The organism is Mycoplasma miroungirhinis (genome assembly GCF_013008815.1).
Taxonomy (GTDB): domain Bacteria; phylum Bacillota_I; class Bacilli_A; order Mycoplasmatales; family Metamycoplasmataceae; genus Metamycoplasma; species Metamycoplasma miroungirhinis.
Genome location: NZ_CP053097.1, coordinates 578,304 through 598,643 on the forward strand (window position 1 = coordinate 578,304; position 20,340 = coordinate 598,643).

Sequence of the window (20,340 nt, forward strand, 5' to 3'; positions counted from 1 at the left end):
ATAATTTCTAAAAATAAATAATTAAAAAATTATTAATAAAATTTTGGGTTTTTAAAATTTATATATTATTTAAAAATTTGAAATTCAATTTTTTTTAAAGCAATAAAAAAACTATATTTGTTAAAAAATTAAAAAATACCTAATATAAGGCATTTAAAACGTTTTAGTTTAAATTTAAAACTATATGTTTATGTAAATGATTTCTTTATTTTTAATATTTAAATTATTGTTTTGATTTTGTAGACTTCATCATCAATTCAAATAATATCACCATTTTTGATTTGTTGATTTCTTGAAGTTGCTTTTTTACCATTTATCATTATTTCATGGTCAATAATAAAGAATTTTGCTCTTCCTCCCGTTTCAACTAAACCTATTTTTTTTAGTAACTGAGATAACTTAATTGTTTCTGTTGTAATTTCTATTATCATTATCAATATCCTCTTTGTGGAGTAATTAGTTGTTGATTGTTTTTATTTTCTTTTGAAACTATTAAAATTCTTTGTTTATTTTCTGCAAACATTAAATTAATTTCACCATCAAATACATTAATAGCTTCAGTTAAATTTTTAGTTACTAATGATATATCAAGTGATTCATCATTGTAACTAAAATCAGTTGTTTTTATTTCTGCTTTACCTATTTCATCACGATTTGTTGATATATATAAAACAGAATCACGAATTGATAATCTTAATTTAGAATTTGCATCAGAATTTAAAAGCGATGCTTTTTGAATTAATTCTGTTAATTTTTTTCTTTCAATTGTTAAAATTTGTTCAAATTTTCTCGGTATTGAGTTTGCAGTATCTTTATATGCTAAATTAGCTAATTTTGTTTGAATAATACTTTGATCAAAATTAATGTGAATTTTGTTTTCACTTACAAACATATTAATATCACCTTTAAAATCAAAATTTAAAAGATCTTTTAAAGTTTTGGACTGAATTGAAAAATTAAAATCTACTGTATTATCGATTGCTATTTGTTGACGTGCTAAACGGAATCCATCAGTTGCTATAGCAATTAAAACATTATTTTTTGCAGAAATATTAACGCAATTTAAAATTATGCTTGTTGCATTTTGAGCAGCTGCAAATGAAACATTTTTTACAATAGTTTTAAGAATATTAAATGGTAAAACGATTTTATCTCCATATTGTTCAAATTCAGTTTCTGGATATTCACTACTATCTAATAAATTAAGTTCAAAAGTATCTTCATCTGTTTTAATTTTTAGAACTGAATTCTCTGTTTCTAATTTCACAATTCCATCAATTTTTTTAACAATGTTTTTAAATAAAGTTAATGGTACTAATGCAATACCAGATTCAATTATTTCACATCCATCTTTATTAAATGTTTCAATATCTGAACCAGTAGTTAAAACAGTATGTTTAACAGCTATTTGAGTATTAGATACTACAAAAGTAACTGCAGAATCTGTTGCTTCAATTAAAACTCCTTTTAATGCTGGTAAATATGGATTAGAATCTAATGCTTTTGATACACGATCAATAGCTTTATCTAGTTGTTGAATAGATATATTAAATTTCATAATTACTCCTCTTATAAAATTTTCTTTAAATTATCTTTTATTTTGTTAATAGCTAAACTTAATGTTGAATCGCTTTTTATGTGTTTATCAATATAATTTACGCTGGCAATTACTGAACTATGTGTTTGTCCACTAAACATTTTACCTATGTCATTAAAGGGAATATCAAAAAGATCCTTTATTAATCACATACTTACTCTTCTAGCTTTAACTACATTTTGACTTCTATTTTTATCAATGACTTTTTTTCTTTCGATCCCGTAATATTTACATACTGTATCAACAATTTTTTCAGGTGTAACTGATTCACTTACTACACCTATGTCAGTTAAAATTGATTTTAAATAATCAGTATCGTATCTAAACTTTTTGTCATTTTTATAAAAAAGTTTAATTTTGTTGACACCACCTTCAATGTTTCTTATACTACTTGAAAAATTACGAGCTAAAAATTTATAAGTTTTATCATCAAATTTTGATGAATCCATTGATTCTTTATCGAATTTAAATTTAAAAATATTAATAATGTCTTCGACACTAGGATTATTAATTTTAAATGTTATTCCACCTGAAAACCGAGTAATAAATCTTTCTTCAAAGCCACCTAATTCTGTTGGTGTTTTATCTGCACTAATAATAATTTGTTTGTTTGCACTAATATGATTATTAATAATTACGAATAAAACATTTAAAGTATTTTCTTTACCACCAAATTCTTGAACATCATCAAACATTAAACAATCATATTTAGAACAATCATCAATAATTTTATTAATTCCTGCTTGATTTTTGTTTTTTAAATTTTCAATAATAGGTCTTATAAAAATATTAGGTTGAATATATAAACAAGATTTACCTTTTTTTATTAATTCATTACCAATCGCATGCAATAAATGAGTTTTACCTAGACCACTTGAAGCATATATAAATAAAGGATTAAAAGTAATTTCACCATTTAAATTTTCAATTACTGTTTTAGCACCTAATAATGCTTGTTCATTAAATTTTCCTTTAGTATAACTATCAAAAGTAAAATCTGGTCTTAGATTTATTTTGGTTTGTAATGTTTGAGTTTCATTATTATTTGAAATATTATCTGAACTAAAAATAATTTCTTTTGTATTGGGGTATATTTCGCTAATGCATTTATAAATATATTCTTTATAATTACTTTCCACATATACTTTTATTTGTTCAGGAACAAATAAAAAAACTTTATTATCTTTGTGATTAATAATTTTAATTAAACTTAAAAATGAATCATATAAAATTACATCATTTGATGTTGATTCGAATTCTTGTTGAAGTAACTTATTATTTATTTCTAAATCAGCATTTTCGTTTATTTTTCTTGTAGAATTCATAGTCATAGACTAAATTATAAAATTATATTAATGTTTTTGTAAATAATTATTTTTTAAAACCAATTTTTTGGATTTTATTTACATTATTATTTACATTTTTTAGTAAAAAAATATCTTAAAATAAGTACTTTTTTTATTTAATAACATTTTTCAAGTGTAAATAAATACACTTTTCAAAAATAATTGTTTTTTTAAAAATAAATTCAAATATATTTTGTAGTTGTGTTACAATTATGTTATTAATTTAATATTAAGATAATATTATTGATATTATTGTTTTTCTTATTGTTTTATTGATAATTTGATAAAATAATAATACATAATTTAATATCAGCTTGAAATTATTTTCAAATCAATACTAAAAGGAGCTTTTTATGAAAAGAACATATCAACCAAAAAAACGTAAACATATCAAAGTTCATGGTTTTTTTGCTCGTATGCAAACTAAAAATGGAAGAAAAGTGTTAAAAGCTAGAAGAGCAAAAGGAAGAAAACAACTAACAGTTTCAGATAAAAAATAAAAATGACTAAGTTAAATGTTGTTCAAAAAAACTGGGAATTTCAAAAAATAATCAATGCGAAAAAACAATTTGTGTCTAAAAATGTGATTATTTATTACTTACCAAGTCCTATCTTTAAAGTTGGTATATCAATTCCCAAAACATTTGCAAACGCAGTTTTGCGTAACAAGTATAAAAATCAAATAAGACAAATTATACGCAAAAATAACTTTGAAGATATTTTAATTCAAAGTGTAATCATTATCAGAAAACCTTTTTTTAATCTTGATTTTTCAAGTAAAGAAAAAGAAATTCAAAAAATTTATGAAAGGATTCGTAGTGCCCAAAAGAATAAGATCTAAACGTTACGACTTTTTTAATCCCCAGCATAATTCAAATGATAAAAATATAAAAAAAGAAACAAAAACAATAATCAAAAAAGTTTGAAAATGGATCAAAATTTTATTAATTGTTTTTGTTATTGGTACAGGTTTTGTAGGTTGTGCACAGTCATTTGGATTACGTTCACCGGTTAAAGTTGGTACAGGTTTTGAAACATATTTAAAAAAGCAAGATATTTCACCAAATATTGAAGTTTTTTCATACAACAAAGATACACAAGCTTTTAATAGATCAAACAATGGAAAAATTGTTAAAGACAATCCATATTTAAAAGCTGATTCAATTGATGAACTAAAAGCAATTAATCAACAAATAACAAATAATGAAGGTGATGTATATACATATAAATCACAAACCTTAGGAATTCAACTTCAAGATGCAGAAGGTAAAAATTTATCAGGTAATATATATAAAACAAATGATAAATATTTAATATTTGCAAAAGGAGATGAAAAAGGAAATGGATCTATTAAAAAATATGATAATGTAACAACTTGAACCAATATTTATAACATTCAAAATTTAGAATGAACTACTAAAAAAACTCAAGAAAAAATTGTTGAAAAAGAAAATGGAATTGACAAGGAAAAGGTAATTGAAATAGATGTTAAAGACAAAATTAAAAATATCAACATTTCTGTGTTACCAAATTATTTACTAACAACTTCATTACAGGCAAAATTCAATCGAGATACATATCAAGCATTAATAAGTAATTCAACAAAATTATTTAAAGATGACTTAAGTAAAACTAAATTAAATTCTCAAGACCCAAATTCAATAACTTATTGAGATAGTATTTTTAAAAATGCTAATGTATCACAAGATGCAACTGCATTAGAAACTATTAATGGTTTCATAAAAAATTTACAAAATAAAAAAGATAAATCATTAACAGAAGAAGAAATAAATGTTATTACAAAAGTTGAAAGTTTTATTCATTCAAATACAATTGAATATGGAAATTTAACAGGTTTATCATTTGTTTCTAACAATAAAAATAATGAAGGATTTAATATAGTTACTTTTAAAACAATAAGTGATAAGGGTAATTATATTGATAGTAATTCTACTTTATTAAATTCACTATTTGGAGAAGCTCATCGTCCAATTGCTACTTGAGCTGAATATTGACAATTTGGACCATTTTATGGATTATTCGTTTATCCAATCAACCAATTATTAGGTGGAATAATAAATGCAACAAGCCAATTAGGTGGATGATCTGTCATCATAGGATTATTAATTACTGTTATTATTACTAAATTAATAGTTGTTGCAATTAGTTACAAAAGTATATTTGCTTCACAAAAGCAACAAGAACTAAATGATAAAAAAGCAAAAATTGAAGCAAAATATGCTCCATATAAAGGTGATAAACAAATGGAGCAAAAGAAAAAACAAGAAATTAATGAAATGTACAAAAAAAATCATGCAAATCCATTTACTGCAATGGTAAGTTCATTAATTGCAATGCCTATTTTAATTGTTATGTTTAGAATTGTACAAGCTTCACCAGAAATTAAACACTCAGTATGATATGGAATACAAATGTCTGCTACAAGTTATCAAAACTTATTAGCAGGTGAATACAGATATTTACCTATTATTTTAATAAGTGTTTTAATTCAATTAGTCGCTCAAATGTTACCTAAACTTTTAAATCGTAAAAAAGATAAAAGACGTACTAATGTTTATGAGCGTGAAGCTTTACGTAAATCTAATAAAATGCAAAACATTATTACAATTGTATTTGTTGGATTTGGTGTTATATTTCAAGCTGGTTTACAAATATATTGAATTATTACAGGAATTTGACAAATTCTTCAAACAATGACAGTATGAAAAATTGAAAGAACTAATTTTTATAAAACAAAAATTCTTCCAAAATTATAAAAATATTCATAATAAAATTGAAATAATAAGATATACTTTATTATGAATAATATAAATTCAAAAAAAAAAAAAAAAAATAGTCAATTAGGATAAAGTATTATCGGTTATATTCAAACAAACAAAATAAAATTTGTGTTGTTTGAATTTTTTTATACAAAATTATAAATATCAAAACAAGAAACTAACAAATAATGTACCTTTATTTTATTAGTTAAATATTACTTCAAAGTACAAATTTTGAATATTTAATTTCAACTCAGAAACTTGATTTTTTACACTGAAATCAGTATTTTTTTGCTTTTATAACATTTTTGTTCCTAAAAACAAAAAAATTACAAATATATACACATATCCTCTTAAAAAATGAAAGTTGCTAGAATATTAACTTTTATCATTTGCTACTGAAAATATTTTTTATTGTTCAGCAATAGGATTTTATCGAAGTTATTGTTTTTCTTGTTTTTGTTGCTAGCAAAATACAACATTAAGCAAATGATTATAAGAAGGTTTTGATTCAAACATCATCATATACACCATCAATATACTTAATATATGCATTTTTAGGATTCTTAATAATTCCAAATATCTATATTGTAATTTTATTAATTATTATATTTTAATTACAAATGATTATAATTAAAACTTTCTAATATTAAAATAGGGATGATATTAGGTTTTTTTGTTCCAAGAGTTTGATTTGTCTTTGACACAACCTTCTTAATAGAAATAAACAAGTGTGTGTTAAAGATATTAAAAATCACTAACTTTTTAAGACCAATTTAATAATTGCTTTTTATTTACCACAATCAGTGTCATATATGTTAAAATAAATTATTATGGAAAAAACAATAACACAAGATAAAGACATTTTACAAAATATTCAAACTGCAAGAAAATTAACTATTGCAAGACTAGTGATTGGTGTTTCATTTTTTATTATCGTATTTGCACTATTAATAGCATATATTGCATCAATAGCTTCTTTTGCTGCTTCTACAAGAGATCCATTTTATGTAGGTGTAGGTTATGTAACCTCAACACTTGCATTATATGGTGCATTTATTGGTTTATGAATAACATCAGCAATTGTTTTAGCTATTATAGAAATTATTATATTAGTTTTAATACCTAATATTTACAATACTACACTTTTAAATATAAAAATAGGAAAAATCGTAGGTATATTTATCCCATTCGTTGGATTTGCATTCAATATAATATTTTTAGTAAAATATAAATCAACACTAACAAGAAATGTATATACACAATAGTTATATGAAGAACCCATTTAATAATGGGTTTTTTATTTACTTATTTTTTAATAACACAAAAAAACTAACACTTTCCATGTTAATTTTTATTTAAATTATTTATTATTAAATTTTAATATGTCTTTTAATATTCACCTTGTTTAATATTTATTAAACTTTCAATCGGTACATTTAATCTTTGGTGACTATTAAAGCCTTCAAGTTCCATTAAAACTATTATTCTTAAAACTTCTACTCCTTCAGCTCTTAAAAGTTTAATAATAGCTTCTAATGTTCCACCAGTAGCTAAAACATCATCTATAATGACAGCTTTTTGACCTTTTTTAGTAATTCCTTCTTGAATTTCTAAAACATTTCTACCATATTCTAGTCCATAATCACATGAAATAACAGGCCCAGGTAATTTACCTTGTTTTCTAACCATTATAAAAGGTTTTTTAGTAATTGCTGCAACAGGTGTTCCAAATAAAAAACCACGTGCATCAGGACCTACAATTATATCTGCATCTTCTGTAAATTTTGCCATTTCATTTATTGTAAAATTTAAAGCTTCTCCATCAGCTAATAAATATGATATATCTTTAAAAAGAATTCCCTTAGTAGGAAAATCATTTACTGTTCTTATTAATTTTTTTAAGTCTTGTCTATTCATAACTATATTATTATATAGAATAATTATTAATCAAAAATAAAAACACAACTATTTCAAGTTGTGTAATTTACCATCATTTTTCACTTCTTACATTAATTTTTCTAAAAACTTACCAATTCCATTATCATCATTTGAATCAAGTATTCAAGTTGGTCCCATTTCCTGAGCTGCTTGTTTGATTTCATCTCTTGCTTGACCTAGAACTGCTCTATAACCTGCTACTTTAAACATTGGTAAATCATTTTTTTCATCACCAAAAACACAAGTGTCTTCAAATTTAGCATAACCATTGTTAAAAATGTAATTTAAACCAGTACCTTTATCTAAATTTTTAGGAATAATATCTAAAATTACACCATTAGATTGTAATGAGTAAATATCTTTAAATGTTATTAATTTTGATCTTATTTCATTCATATCTCCATTAACTTCATCAGTAATGCAAAGGATTTTAAATATTTCATGTTGAGTGACATCAAAATCATTTGGTATAGGTGCAATATTTACTTTAAATTCATCTTCTAATTTATCATTTACAGATATTAATTTTGAAACTCATTCACTATTTTTAACAAAATATTTATAATAAATTGAATGTGCAGTATAAACTAATGTAGTTGCTTGTTCTGAAATTAAAGTATCAATGATTTGTTTTGCATTGTCGTGTGGAATAGTGGTTTTAGAAATCATTTGTTTATTTTTTCAATCATAAATGATTGCTCCGTTACAAAATGAACAAGGAAAATCAGGTTCAATTTGTGACATAAATTTCATACTTATTAATGGAGTTCTTCCAGTATTTAGTGAAAATCTTTTTCCTAATTTTTTTAATTTTTTTATTGCTTCTAATGTTTTTTCATTTATTTCTTTTGATGAGTCTAATAATGTCCCATCTAAATCAAAAATAAAGTTATTTAAATCTTTTAAATTCATATTTTAATTTTAATATATTACATCAAAATTTAATTATTAATCTATAAAATAGTTTTTATACAATCACTAAAATTCCTTATATATAATGTATAATTTAAATTAATAATTACTTATATAAGTAATTTTAGTGTAAGGGGTTATTATGAAAAATATACAAGATTTAAATACTAATCCAAAATTAGGTTTAAATGACAGTCAAATTAATGATAATCAAATTAAATATGGAAAAAACATTTTAGAAGAAAAAAAGAAGAGATCTATATTTTTATTTTTCTTAGAACAATTTAAAGATTTAATGGTGATATTACTTTTAATTGCAACTATTATTTCTTTTGGTTTAGCAATTTATCAAGGAATTAATCAACAATGAAACTGAAACTCTGAATTAACAATTTCATTTATTGAACCTTGTATTATTTTAATTGTTGTAGTTGCTAATGCAATTATTGGAACTATCCAAGAAATAAAAAGTCAAAAAGCAGTAGATGCACTAAAAAATATGAGTCCAATGATTTCAAAAGTAATAAGAAATGGAAAATTACAAAATATCAAAAGTAAAGATATTGTAGTGGGAGATATTTTATTTATTGAATCAGGTGATGTTGTTGGTGCTGATGGGATTTTATTAGAAAGTCATAATTTATACTGTATTGAAAGTTCTTTAACTGGTGAATCAGTTCCTAGTGAAAAAAATGCTAATGCAGTTACCGATTTAACATTACCAATAGCAGATCAAAAATTTAAAGTATTTAGTTCTACAAGTGTTTCAAATGGGACAGGGTTAGTACTTATAACTGAAGTAGGAAAAAATACTGAAATTGGAAAAATTTCTAAATTACTAAATGAGCAAAAAACAAATCTAACTCCTTTACAACTGAAAATAAATAAATTAGGTAAAATATTTGGTTATTCAGGAATTATTTTATTTATTTTATCTTTAATTGCACAAATTATTTTTCAATTAACTGATACAGGCAATCTAAAAAGTACTAGCTTTTGAAGTGTTAGTTTAGTTAATTCAATATCACTTGCTGTTGCTGCAATTCCAGAAGGACTTGTTGCTTTTACTACTATTATTTTAAGTCTAAGTGTAAAACAAATGGCAAATGAAAATGCAATTGTCAAAAATTTAATGGCCGTTGAAACATTAGGTTCAACTGCAGTAATTTGTTCTGATAAAACAGGTACATTAACACAAAATAAAATGACAGTAGTAGATGCTTGAAAAAATAATACATATCTTCAAAATAATAATGAGTTTTATGATTTATTTAAATTATTTAGTTTATGTACAGAAGCTAATATTTTTAAAAAAGAAAATAAAATTGAAGAAGTCGGTGATCCTACCGAAATAGCATTATTACATGCTTATGAAAAATACACTCAATTAAGTGTTGTTGATTTAAAACAAAATACTACAAGACTTAAAAATTTTCCTTTTGATAGTGAAAGAAAATTAATGAGTGTTATTTATAAATTAAATGACAAAAATATATTAATTACCAAAGGTGCTCCTGAAAGTATTTTTAATCTTTTAGAACATAAACAAAATATAACAGAATATCAAAATATAGTCGATCAATGAGCTAAACAAGGTTTTAGAGTTTTAGCACTAGCTACTAAAAAACTACAACAAAATATTGATATATCAAATACTAATGAAATAGAAATAGAAAATAACTTACAATTCGAAGGCTTAATTGCAATGATAGATCCTCCTCGTGAAACATCAAAAGAATCTATTGATTTTTGTAAAAAAGCAGGAATGAAACCTATTATGATTACAGGTGATAATCTTGTCACCGCAAGTGCTATTGCAAAAGAATTAGGAATATTAAATGAAGGTGATTTAGCAATAACTTCAAAAGAATTAGATCAATTAAGTGATGAAGAACTAGAACAAAATATTCAAAAGTATGCAGTTTATGCACGTGTAGCTCCAAAAGATAAAATTAGAATTGTAAAAGCTTGACAAAAACTAGATCAAGTTGTAGCTATGACTGGAGATGGAGTAAATGATGCGCCTGCTTTAAAAGCAGCAGATATAGGTTGTGCTATGGGTATCACTGGTACTGAAGTTTCAAAACAAGCTTCTGATTTAATTTTAGTGGATGATAATTTTTCAACTGTTGTTAAAGCAGTATCAAATGGAAGAAAAATCTATGAAAGAATTAGAAATGTCATTCAAAATTTATTAGTTACTTCGGTTGCTGAAATTATTTTAGTTGTTTTTGGTTTATTAATATTTAGATCAGTTTTTTCTCAAGAAATAAAAAACATTCTTAATCAAAACGAACATTTTCAATTCTTTATTCTTTCAGCTACACAATTATTGTGAATTAATTTATTTACTCATGGATTTCCAGCTATTGCATTGGGAATTCAAAATTCCAAAGAAACTTATATGAATATCAGACCGCATTCAAAATTTGAAAGTATTTTTGCAAGAAGAATGGGTTGAGATACATTATGACAAGGAATATTTATTGGTATATTAAGTTTAATAGGTTATTATTTAGCAGCAATTTATGCCTTACATACTGATACTATAAAAAATGATGATTTTGTAAAAGTTGCAAGTACAGTAGCTTTCCTTATAATAGGTATAGGAGCAACATTTAATTCTTTAAATTTAATGACAAAAAGATCAATTTTTATTTCTAATCCTTTATATTATTGAAAAATTTATCTTTCAATTATTTTCAGTATTGTATGTCTTTTACTTGTTGTATTTATTAAACCATTTGCACAAGTATTTAACATTTTTGTTGATTTTAGTTCTTATTCCACTTTAATTTTATATAGTTTTGGTTTAGTAGCTATTATTATTCCAGTTTATACAATTTACAAATTAATCATAAATTTTATTGAAAAAAGATATTTAAAAAGTGATAAGATAACTAATTTTGAAATCATAAAAAAACCAAGCAAAAAATTTATAAAAGGACAATAATATGTGAAGAATAATTAAAGGGATGAAAATAAAATTTAAGGTCATTGCAGGATTCAGTATTTTATTTGCAATTTTACAAGTTTCGATTTTTTTACTATTTCCTAACTTAATTTCACAATTAATTGCTCAAGTAGCTACATTTACATCTAGAACTTCCCAAAATAATGATATTATTATAAAAATTATAGGGATTATAAAATTAGGTCCTTATGATAACCCTACCCAAGCAATAACTTATGTTTCAATCTTATTCATTGCTACAATGATTTTAGGAGTAATGTTCGGAATGATTTCGACAGCACTAAGTAACTACGTCGGAATGAATATGTCAAAAATATTAAGACAAAAATTGTTTTATCATATTCAGTCACTTAATAGTCAAAAAATAAATGAACTATCTCAAGAAAAACTAATTACTAATTTAACAAATGATATTACTAAAATTGAAGAAGGATTAATTTCAAGTTTAAGAAGAATTATTCTAGGACCGATATTTTTTGTTGGTGGATTTATTTTTGCATTATTAACAAACACCAAACTTTCTATTTCTTTTGCAATTCTAATACCATTACTTATAACTTTTATTGGATTAATTTTTTGAAAAGGACTACCTTTGTTTAAAAAACAACAACAAATCATTGACAAAATTAATTTAGAAACCAGAGAAAGTATTAATGGTGTTAGAGTTATAAAATCATATAATCTCGAAAAAAATCAAGAATCTAAATTTGCAAAAATTAGCAACTTATGAATGGGTGTATCAATCAAAAGTAATTTAATACAAATATTTGCATTTATTGTTACAATGACATTAATTCATATCTCTACAGTTATTATTTTAGCAATTGCAGGTTTTTCAAGACCAAGTTTAGAAAATATAACTAAGGAAAATATAAATGAATATCAAAATTTCATTGTTTCTATTAATACTTTTATAGGTTATTTACAAGTAGTTACTCATGGACTGGTAATTAGTATTTTTGTTAGTGTATATTTATTTAGAAGCCAAGTATCTGCAAAAAGATATTTTGCAGTTTTAAATATTAAAAATAATTTATTAACCAATAAAAATAATAACAAGGAAATTGAATCAGGTACAATTGAGTTTAAAAATGTTAGTTTCCGTTATTTCCACGATTCAGAAAAAAGTGTTTTAGAAAATTTAAACTTTAAAATCCAATCAGGTCAAACGATAGGAATTATTGGTCCTACAGGTTCTGGTAAAACAACTATTGCTAACTTAATTGTACATGAGTGAGATGTAGAAAAAGGTGAAGTTTTAATTGATAATGAAAATATTCAAAATTATAATCAAGAAAAGTTAAACAATAAAATTTCTTATGTTTATCAAAAACCATTTTTATTTAGTGGAAGTATTTTAAAAAATATGCATCTAGCAAATACAAATGCTACAAAAGAAGATATTGATAAAGTATTAAAAATAGCTGATGCATATGATTTTGTTTATAATTTCGAAGATAATTTAGATCATAATATTTCACAAGACTCAACAAACATTAGTGGAGGACAAAGACAAAGATTGTTTATTGCTCAAACACTTTTAAAAAACCCTAAAATTCTTATTTTTGATGATTCAACTAGTGCATTAGACAACAAAACAGATCAAAAAGTAAGAGCAAATATCAAAAATAATTTCCAAAATCTAACAACTATTATTATTAGTCAAAAATTAAATTCAATTCGTGAAGCAGATAAAATTATTGTAATTGAAGATGGAAAAATATCAGGATTTGATTCTCATAGTAATTTATTAAAAACTAATAAACTATATCAAGATATTTTTCAATCACAAGGAGGTAAATAATGAGATTTGCACCACCTAAACAACCAAATGCTGAAAAAATAAACATAAATTATTATAAGGAATTTAAACATTTAATTAGTTTATATGATATTCCTAAATATGCAATATTTTTGATTTACTTAATTACTTTAATAGCAACTTCAACTATTATTGCAACTAATTACTTAATAGGTTGAGTTTTTGATAAATATTTTTCTTCACAAGCATTAAATAAACCACTAGATACAAATAACTTTATTTTAATTTTAATCACCATTGCAATTTGTTATATTATAAGTAATTTAATGATACTATTAACAAACATAATTAGTGTCAGATCAAGCCAAAAAGCAGCAACTCAAATAAGATTAAAAGCTTATAATAAACTAATGAAGATGCCAATAAGTTATTTTGATAAGCAAAATTCTGGTAGTTTAATGAGTACATTAACAAATGATATAGATATGCTTGCTCAAGGTCTTTTATTGGTTATTTCTAAATTTATGATTTTGATCAATTTTACAATATTATCCATATTATTAATTTTTATCATAAGTCCTTACTTGGCTTTATTATCTATATTATTAATCATCTTTTTATACTCATTTGCATTTATATTTTTAAAAATTGCAATGCCGCAATTTAGAAAAAGACAAGATACATTAAGTAATCTAAATGGTTATATTGAAGAAATTATTAAAGGACAACACTTAATTCGATCTTTTAACAAAATTGAATGAGTCAATAAAGAATTTGATAAATTTAATAATTCATTAGTAAAACCTTCGCTAAAGGCAAATATATTTTCACAAATGGTATATCCATATTCAAATTTTGCAAGTATGATATTACAATTAATTGTTACCATTGTTGGTACATTATTAATAATTAATAACAAAAATGGTGGAAATGGAATATTAACTTTTGGAAATTTAATTGTAATTACTATTTATCTAAAAATGTTTACTAATCAATTATTAGAATCAGTTGATATTGTTTCTTCTTTACAATCTGCTGTTGCTTCAAGTTCTAGAATAAGAGAACTAACAAATTTAAAACCTCAAATAGATCAAACACAATTAGAAAATATTAATGATTTTAAAGGTGATGTTAAATTTGAAAATGTTGATTTTTCTTATACCAATAATCCAAATAAATTACAACTTAAAAACGCAACTTTTTGAGCTAAAAAAGGACAAACAATTGCAATTGTTGGTCCTACTGGTGCAGGAAAAACCACAATTGTCAATTTATTATCTAAATTTTATTTTCCATTAAATGGAAATATTCTTTTAGATAATAAAAATATCTTATCAATTAATGAAAAATCTTGAAGAGAACAAATTTCTATTGTTTTACAAGATACTTATTTATTTAAAGGTACTATTTTAGAAAACTTAAGGTATGGAAACTTAAATGCAACTGATGAAGAAATCAAGCAAGCTGCAAAAACATCTTTTGCTGAAGATTTTATTTTAAAATTAGATCATAACTATAATACAATAATTGATCAAACTGGTTCAATCCTAAGTCAAGGTGAAAGACAATTAATATCAATAACTAGAGCAATTTTAGCAAATAAAAATATTTTAGTTTTAGATGAAGCAACGTCTAATGTAGATACACAAACAGAAAAGAAAATTCAAAGCGCAATGTTACATTTAATGAAAGGTAAAACATCTTTTGTAATAGCACATCGTCTTTCCACAATAGTATCTGCAACTTTAATATTAGTAGTTAATAATGGAGAAATTATTGAAAAAGGAACACACCAAGAACTTATGGCATTAAATGGTTTTTATACCAAAATGTATAATACTGGTTTTGAAAATAATAATTAGGAAGTATTTATGAATGAATGAGAAATTTGATTAAATTATTATCAAAAAAATAAAAAAGCACTTAAAACTATTAAAAATGAATCAACAAACGTAAACACAAATTTTTTTAATAAAATAAATATTAATAACTCAGAAATTATTGGTCCTTGTGGATTAGGTGAATGACAAATTAATGAATTTATAGCATCAAAATGAGCCTCTGCATTTGTTGAAGTTTTAATAAATTCTTTACAAAAACAACAAGAATTGTCACAAATAAAAATTTTAGTCACTCATGATGGTTCAGATGCAACTTTAAATTCCGCAGCTCTAGCATTTGCAAATGTTTTATCTTCTAAAAAAATACAAACATATTTACAAATTAATAATCAACCTGTTACTAAAGATTTTGCTCTTTTTACTTTAAAACAAATTAAAAACTTCACAGTTTTAATACATTTTGGTTTTTTTTCAGAAAATAAAAAACTGAAATCTATTTCCTTTTATCAAGGAGATGGAATTAAAATACCAAGTCGTTTTATTGACAACGTACAACAAAAATATGATTCATCACAACCAAATAATATTTTTTGACACTCAGAACCAGAAGTTACATATTTAAATACAGAATTACTATTACAAGAATATGTTAAAAACATCTTGCAACTAAGATTAAGAACTAATGATAAAAAAATGCTCAAAATTGGAATTATCCCAACTAATGCAAATAAAAACATTTTAACTAAAGTATTAGGGCAATTAGATTTTTCATATAAATTTTTAGAAAAAGAATTTTTTATTCGTAATGACTATTTATTTACTTTTAAATATGTAAAGGAATTAAAAAATTTTTATATTATTGATTTTGCTCAAGATAATCAAAAATTATCCATTTACAAACACACAAGACTAAATCAATTTAAAAAAATTAGTAATGATGATATGATTGCTTTAATAATTGATTATCTAGGTTTAGAACAAAACACAGAATCTGATGAAAATTTCTGAAATGAAATAATTCTATCTGATTTCATTTCCGATAAAATAAAAGCTTATACTAAAAAATATTTTGAAGATAAATTAAAAATTACTCAATTATTTGATGAAAATGACTTTAAATTACCTTCAAAATATATTTACATCAACGAAGATGCAAAATTCTTTAGCAACATAAAACATATGAGTGAATTTAATCCTATTATGATGTTTTTAATTTTATCTGAACTACTAAATTATCAACTAACTCAAAATAATGGGTTAAATCTAAAAATTAATAGTATTAGAAAATATTTAGAAAATCAAAAAGTCATCAATTTTAGCATTCAAATTGATTCTGATTTAAATCAAGATATTGTGAAATGATTATCTAGAATTAATGAAATTGCTCATTTAAATATCATAAATAAAAAACTTTTAATTGAAAAAAACAACTCTAAAGAACTATTTCTATTCCAATTCTTTTTTCCAAATAAACAATGACTAACAATCAAATTAGATAAAAAAGAAAATAAATTAATGTTTTATTTTTACATTACTAACAACACAACTAAAATAAAAGAAATGAAAAAATTCTTTATAGATAATTTACTAAATAAAAGTTAACACCATCAAAAATTAAAGTATTTAGCTTTACTAATACAATGATAAAAATATATTAAAATATAAAGTAATACGTAAAGGGGGACTATGGGTTTTTTAACAAAACTTAAACAACGTATTTTCAATAATTCAAAGACAACATACTTAAATAAAGAAACACAAAAAGTTAATACTTATGTTTCTGGTTTAAATAAATCAAATAATTCTTTTACTCATCTGATTAAAGAAATGGAAAATAAATATAATAAAATAGATGAAGAATATTTTGAGCATTTAGAAGAAATATTGATAATGAGTGATATTTCTATGAAACTTGTAAATATCATTATTCAAGAAATCAAAAAAGAAGTAAAAATAGAAAATATCAAAGACCCAAAACTAATTAGAGAAATAATAGCTGATAAGTTATTTACATTATATATTTCAAATTCTACTGTTGATACATCACTAGATATTCAAAAAGGTAGATTAAATGTTATTTTAGTTGTGGGTGTAAATGGTGGTGGCAAAACTACTTCTGTTGCAAAATTAGCTCATAATTTCCAACAACAAGGCCTAAAAACACTTGTTGTAGCAGCTGATACATTTAGACAAGCTGCAGTTGAACAACTAGAAGAATGAGCAAACAAAGTTCATTTTAACTTGTTTAAACCTTTAGAAAATGAAACAGATCCTTCAGCTGTTGTTTTTAGATCTTGTGATGAAGCTATTAATAAAAAATATGATATTTTATTAATTGATACTGCTGGAAGATTACAAAATAAAGTCAATTTAATGAATGAACTTGCTAAAATCAAAAGAATTATTTCTTCAAAAATAGAAAATGCTCCTCATGAAAGTTTGTTAGTAGTAGATGCTACAACAGGTCAAAATGGTATTAGTCAAGCTAAATTATTTAATGAAATAACTGATTTATCCGGAATTATTTTAACTAAAATGGACGGAACTTCTAAAGGTGGAATTATTTTAACAATTAGAGATGAAATAGGAATTAATGTTAAATATGTTGGACTAGGTGAAAAAGTTGATGATTTAGTGGAATTTGATTTAGATGCATTTATTTTTGCATTAATGAAAGATGATAATGACAAATAATACTATTGAAGAAAGAGAGTTTTATTCTGCTATATTTGAAAAATATCAAAACTTATTAACTCAAACTCAAAAACAAGCTCTTTATCTACACTTATTTGAAGATCTAAGTTATAGCGAAATTGCAAAAGAACTTGCGACAAGTCGAAGTGCAGCTTTTGATGCTGTAAAAAAAGCCAAACAAAAATTACTCAAATTTAATAAAAAAATTTCTGAATAGTTATCTAATTCTAGTTTTCAAAAGAAAATAACAATTAATAATGTAAAATAAAGGAATAAAAAGAGGTAATTATGGAGTATAAACGAGTTTTAATAAAACTCTCTGGAGAAGGATTAGCAAATAAACAAAAATCATTAGCAATAGATTATGAATTAGTACAAAAATTCGCGTCACAACTTAAAAAAATCATTAGTTCAGGTGTTGAAGTTGCAATAGTCGTAGGTGGAGGAAACTTCTGAAGAGGAACTAGTGCTGAAAAAAATGGAATTAATCGAGTAAGAGCTGATTATATTGGTATGTTAGCCACTACAATGAATGCACTAGCATTACAATCAGGATTTGAAAAACAAAAATTAAAATGTCGTGTATTATCTTCACTAACTATGGATCCTAAAGTGTGTGAAGTGTATATTAACGAAAAAGCAAAAAAATATTTATCAAGTGGAGAAGTCGTAATATTTGCAGGTGGAACAGGAAGACCTTTTTTTACAACAGATACTGCTTCAACACTGTTTGCAAGTGAAATTGAAGCAGAAGCAATATTAATGGGTAAAAACAACGTTGAGGGAGTTTATGATTCTGATCCTAAACTGAATCCTAACGCAAAAAGATTTAGTAAAATTTCTTACAGTGATATTTTAGATAAAGATTTAAGAATAATGGATTTAACTGCTGTAAGTATGGCAAAAGATAATAATATTGAATTGATAATTTTTAATATAAATGAAGAAGATTCTTTATTAAAAGCAATAAATGGAACAATTACACATACAAGAGTACATAAATAGGAGACACATGGAAATAGATTTATATTTAATGGAATTAGAAGAAAAAGCCAAAAAAGTTATTGATAACTTTGACAACCAAATGCAAAAAATTGCTGTAGGAAGAGCCAATCCTAATTTAATAAATAAAATAAAAGTTGATTATTATGGTTCAGAAATGACTTTAGATGAATTAGCTTCTATTGCTATTGCAACACCTTTACAATTATTAGTAAAACCTTATGATGTAGGTTCAACAAAAGAAATTGAAAAAGCAATTAAAGATTATAATTTACCAATTCAAATTGCAAATGAAGGTAATCAAATAAGATTAACTTATCCTTCTATGACTACTGAAAAAAGAAAAGAAATGGTAAAAGAATTAAATCATTTAACAGAACATGCAAGAATAGGAATAAGACAAATCCGTCAAGATATTAATAAATCAATTAAAAATGATAAAGAATTAAGTGAAGATCTTCAAAAAAATTATTTAGATGTTATTCAAAAAAATATAGATTCAAATATCGATAAGATAAATAATTTATCGTCTCTAAAAGAAAAAGATTTACTAACAATTTAATATGAAAAATATAATAAAAAGATCGAAAAGTGTTTTAATATTACTACTAATTTTAATACCATTAATTTTTATAACTTATTATGGTCAATTTATTGGTAAAATTATTGGCTTTTCTTTTTATTTATCGATTTCAATTTGAGCAGTGTACGAAGTTATAAAACACACAACATTTAAAGAAATTTCCAAAATTTTTATTGTTTTAGCTGCTGTTTGCATCTGATTATTCCCACTAAATTTTTTTACAAGTAATTTAATTTTTAGTGATAAAACTGGTTATGTTTCAATAGAATTAACAACTAGTATATTACAAACTATTGTACCATTTGACTTTGATAGAATAATGTATTTTAATGTCATTTTAGCTTTTGTCTTTTTAACAATTGCTTATTTTATAAGTTTAGGTAAAATAAATTGAAAAGATTTTTTTATTGTTACTTTTTGTGCAATTTTTATACCTTGATTTTTTAAAATTTTATTTGTTTTAAATGTTGGTAATTTTTATTATTTACTAGCTTTAGAATTAATTGTTATAGCAGTAGATACTTTTGGTTACTTTGGTGGTTTTTTCTTTGGACATAAAATAATAAAAAGAGGACTAATGCCTAATACAAGTCCAAAAAAAACTTATGAAGGGGCTTTCTTTTCAATTATTTTTGGTATTATTATCACTTTTTTAACTTGTTATTTAGGATATTTAACAAACAATACATTTACAACAATGTTTACAAAAAACTCGCAAATTATTTTAGGAATAATTTTATTTAGCCCACTTGCAATTTTAGGTGACTGAATCTTTTCAAAAATAAAAAGATATTTTGGAATAAAAGATTTTAGTAATTTAATTCCAGGTCATGGGGGTATTATGGATAGATTAGATTCTCTTAGTGTTGTAACAGTTGCATGAACATTTTTATTTATTTTTGCTTAGG

At 23.7% G+C, this 20,340-nt stretch carries 18 protein-coding genes; 13 read left to right on the forward strand and 5 right to left on the reverse strand.

Translation table 4 applies throughout. The features are described 5' to 3' along the window. Window positions 1-218 precede the first annotated feature (218 nt). From HLA92_RS02470 to dnaA, 3 genes are read right to left on the reverse strand one after another with little or no spacing between them, the layout of a single operon-like run. The gene (locus HLA92_RS02470; RefSeq protein WP_171113198.1) at window positions 219-431 is read right to left on the reverse strand and encodes an RNA-binding S4 domain-containing protein; all 213 of its coding nucleotides are present in this window, start codon (window positions 429-431) and stop codon (window positions 219-221) included. Next, window positions 431-1,558, reverse strand: a complete 1,128-nt coding sequence (gene dnaN / locus HLA92_RS02475; protein ID WP_171113200.1) for a DNA polymerase III subunit beta — start codon at window positions 1,556-1,558, stop codon at window positions 431-433. Before dnaN ends, HLA92_RS02470 begins: the two co-directional genes overlap by 1 nt. Window positions 1,559-1,569: 11 nt before the next feature. Continuing rightward, window positions 1,570-2,928, reverse strand: coding sequence for a chromosomal replication initiator protein DnaA (gene dnaA, locus HLA92_RS02480; protein WP_171113201.1), 1,359 nt, complete (start codon window positions 2,926-2,928; stop codon window positions 1,570-1,572). Window positions 2,929-3,296: 368 nt separating this feature from the next. On the opposite strand from dnaA, the gene rpmH reads away from it, so the two are divergent. From rpmH to HLA92_RS02500, 4 genes are all read left to right on the forward strand, one after another. After that, entirely contained in the window at window positions 3,297-3,443 is a 147-nt protein-coding gene (gene rpmH / locus HLA92_RS02485; protein ID WP_171113203.1) for a 50S ribosomal protein L34, read from the forward strand. A 2-nt stretch (window positions 3,444-3,445) separates the two neighbouring features. Continuing rightward, window positions 3,446-3,784 carry a ribonuclease P protein component gene (rnpA, locus tag HLA92_RS02490; RefSeq protein WP_171113205.1) on the forward strand — a complete coding sequence of 113 codons (339 nt, stop codon included), beginning with the start codon at window positions 3,446-3,448 and terminating at the stop codon, window positions 3,782-3,784. Further along, on the forward strand, window positions 3,762-5,720 hold the full coding sequence (gene yidC / locus HLA92_RS02495) for a membrane protein insertase YidC (RefSeq protein WP_171113207.1): 1,959 nt from the start codon (window positions 3,762-3,764) through the stop codon (window positions 5,718-5,720). The genes rnpA and yidC overlap by 23 nt, the downstream gene beginning before the upstream one ends. Before the next feature lie 836 nt (window positions 5,721-6,556). Next, window positions 6,557-6,991 carry a hypothetical protein gene (locus HLA92_RS02500; protein WP_171113210.1) on the forward strand — a complete coding sequence of 145 codons (435 nt, stop codon included), beginning with the start codon at window positions 6,557-6,559 and terminating at the stop codon, window positions 6,989-6,991. Between the two features lie 124 nt (window positions 6,992-7,115). Here the strand turns inward: HLA92_RS02500 and HLA92_RS02505 are convergent, their stop codons facing one another. Both HLA92_RS02505 and HLA92_RS02510 read right to left on the reverse strand, forming a co-directional pair. After that, window positions 7,116-7,643: an adenine phosphoribosyltransferase gene (locus tag HLA92_RS02505; protein ID WP_171113212.1), complete on the reverse strand. Its 528-nt coding sequence runs from the start codon at window positions 7,641-7,643 to the stop codon at window positions 7,116-7,118. Between the two features lie 87 nt (window positions 7,644-7,730). Then, a complete protein-coding gene (locus HLA92_RS02510) occupies window positions 7,731-8,576 on the reverse strand; it encodes an HAD family hydrolase (protein ID WP_171113214.1) in 846 nt (281 codons plus the stop codon). Between the two features lie 142 nt (window positions 8,577-8,718). On the opposite strand from HLA92_RS02510, the gene HLA92_RS02515 reads away from it, so the two are divergent. The 9 genes from HLA92_RS02515 (at window position 8,719) to HLA92_RS02555 (ending at window position 20,339) form a co-directional block, all read left to right on the forward strand. Then, entirely contained in the window at window positions 8,719-11,529 is a 2,811-nt protein-coding gene (locus HLA92_RS02515; RefSeq protein ID WP_171113216.1) for a cation-translocating P-type ATPase, read from the forward strand. Between the two features lie 22 nt (window positions 11,530-11,551). Continuing rightward, a complete protein-coding gene (locus tag HLA92_RS02520) occupies window positions 11,552-13,354 on the forward strand; it encodes an ABC transporter ATP-binding protein (RefSeq protein ID WP_171113218.1) in 1,803 nt (600 codons plus the stop codon). Then, window positions 13,354-15,174 (forward strand): ABC transporter ATP-binding protein, encoded by a 1,821-nt coding sequence (locus tag HLA92_RS02525; RefSeq protein ID WP_171113220.1) that lies wholly within the window; start codon window positions 13,354-13,356, stop codon window positions 15,172-15,174. Before HLA92_RS02520 ends, HLA92_RS02525 begins: the two co-directional genes overlap by 1 nt. 9 nt (window positions 15,175-15,183) lie before the next feature. Next, complete coding sequence (locus HLA92_RS02530; RefSeq protein WP_171113222.1) at window positions 15,184-16,755, forward strand: hypothetical protein; 1,572 nt, start codon at window positions 15,184-15,186, stop codon at window positions 16,753-16,755. A gap of 84 nt (window positions 16,756-16,839) precedes the next feature. Then, complete coding sequence (ftsY, locus tag HLA92_RS02535; RefSeq protein ID WP_171113224.1) at window positions 16,840-17,847, forward strand: signal recognition particle-docking protein FtsY; 1,008 nt, start codon at window positions 16,840-16,842, stop codon at window positions 17,845-17,847. Beyond that, complete coding sequence (locus tag HLA92_RS02540) at window positions 17,837-18,064, forward strand: sigma factor-like helix-turn-helix DNA-binding protein (protein WP_171113226.1); 228 nt, start codon at window positions 17,837-17,839, stop codon at window positions 18,062-18,064. The genes ftsY and HLA92_RS02540 overlap by 11 nt, the downstream gene beginning before the upstream one ends. 71 nt (window positions 18,065-18,135) lie before the next feature. Next, complete coding sequence (pyrH, locus tag HLA92_RS02545; RefSeq protein WP_336508843.1) at window positions 18,136-18,852, forward strand: UMP kinase; 717 nt, start codon at window positions 18,136-18,138, stop codon at window positions 18,850-18,852. A gap of 7 nt (window positions 18,853-18,859) precedes the next feature. Continuing rightward, complete coding sequence (gene frr, locus HLA92_RS02550) at window positions 18,860-19,411, forward strand: ribosome recycling factor (RefSeq protein ID WP_171113229.1); 552 nt, start codon at window positions 18,860-18,862, stop codon at window positions 19,409-19,411. Between the two features lies 1 nt (window position 19,412). Then, window positions 19,413-20,339 carry a phosphatidate cytidylyltransferase gene (locus tag HLA92_RS02555; RefSeq protein ID WP_171113231.1) on the forward strand — a complete coding sequence of 309 codons (927 nt, stop codon included), beginning with the start codon at window positions 19,413-19,415 and terminating at the stop codon, window positions 20,337-20,339. The last annotated feature ends 1 nt before the right edge of the window (window position 20,340 follow it).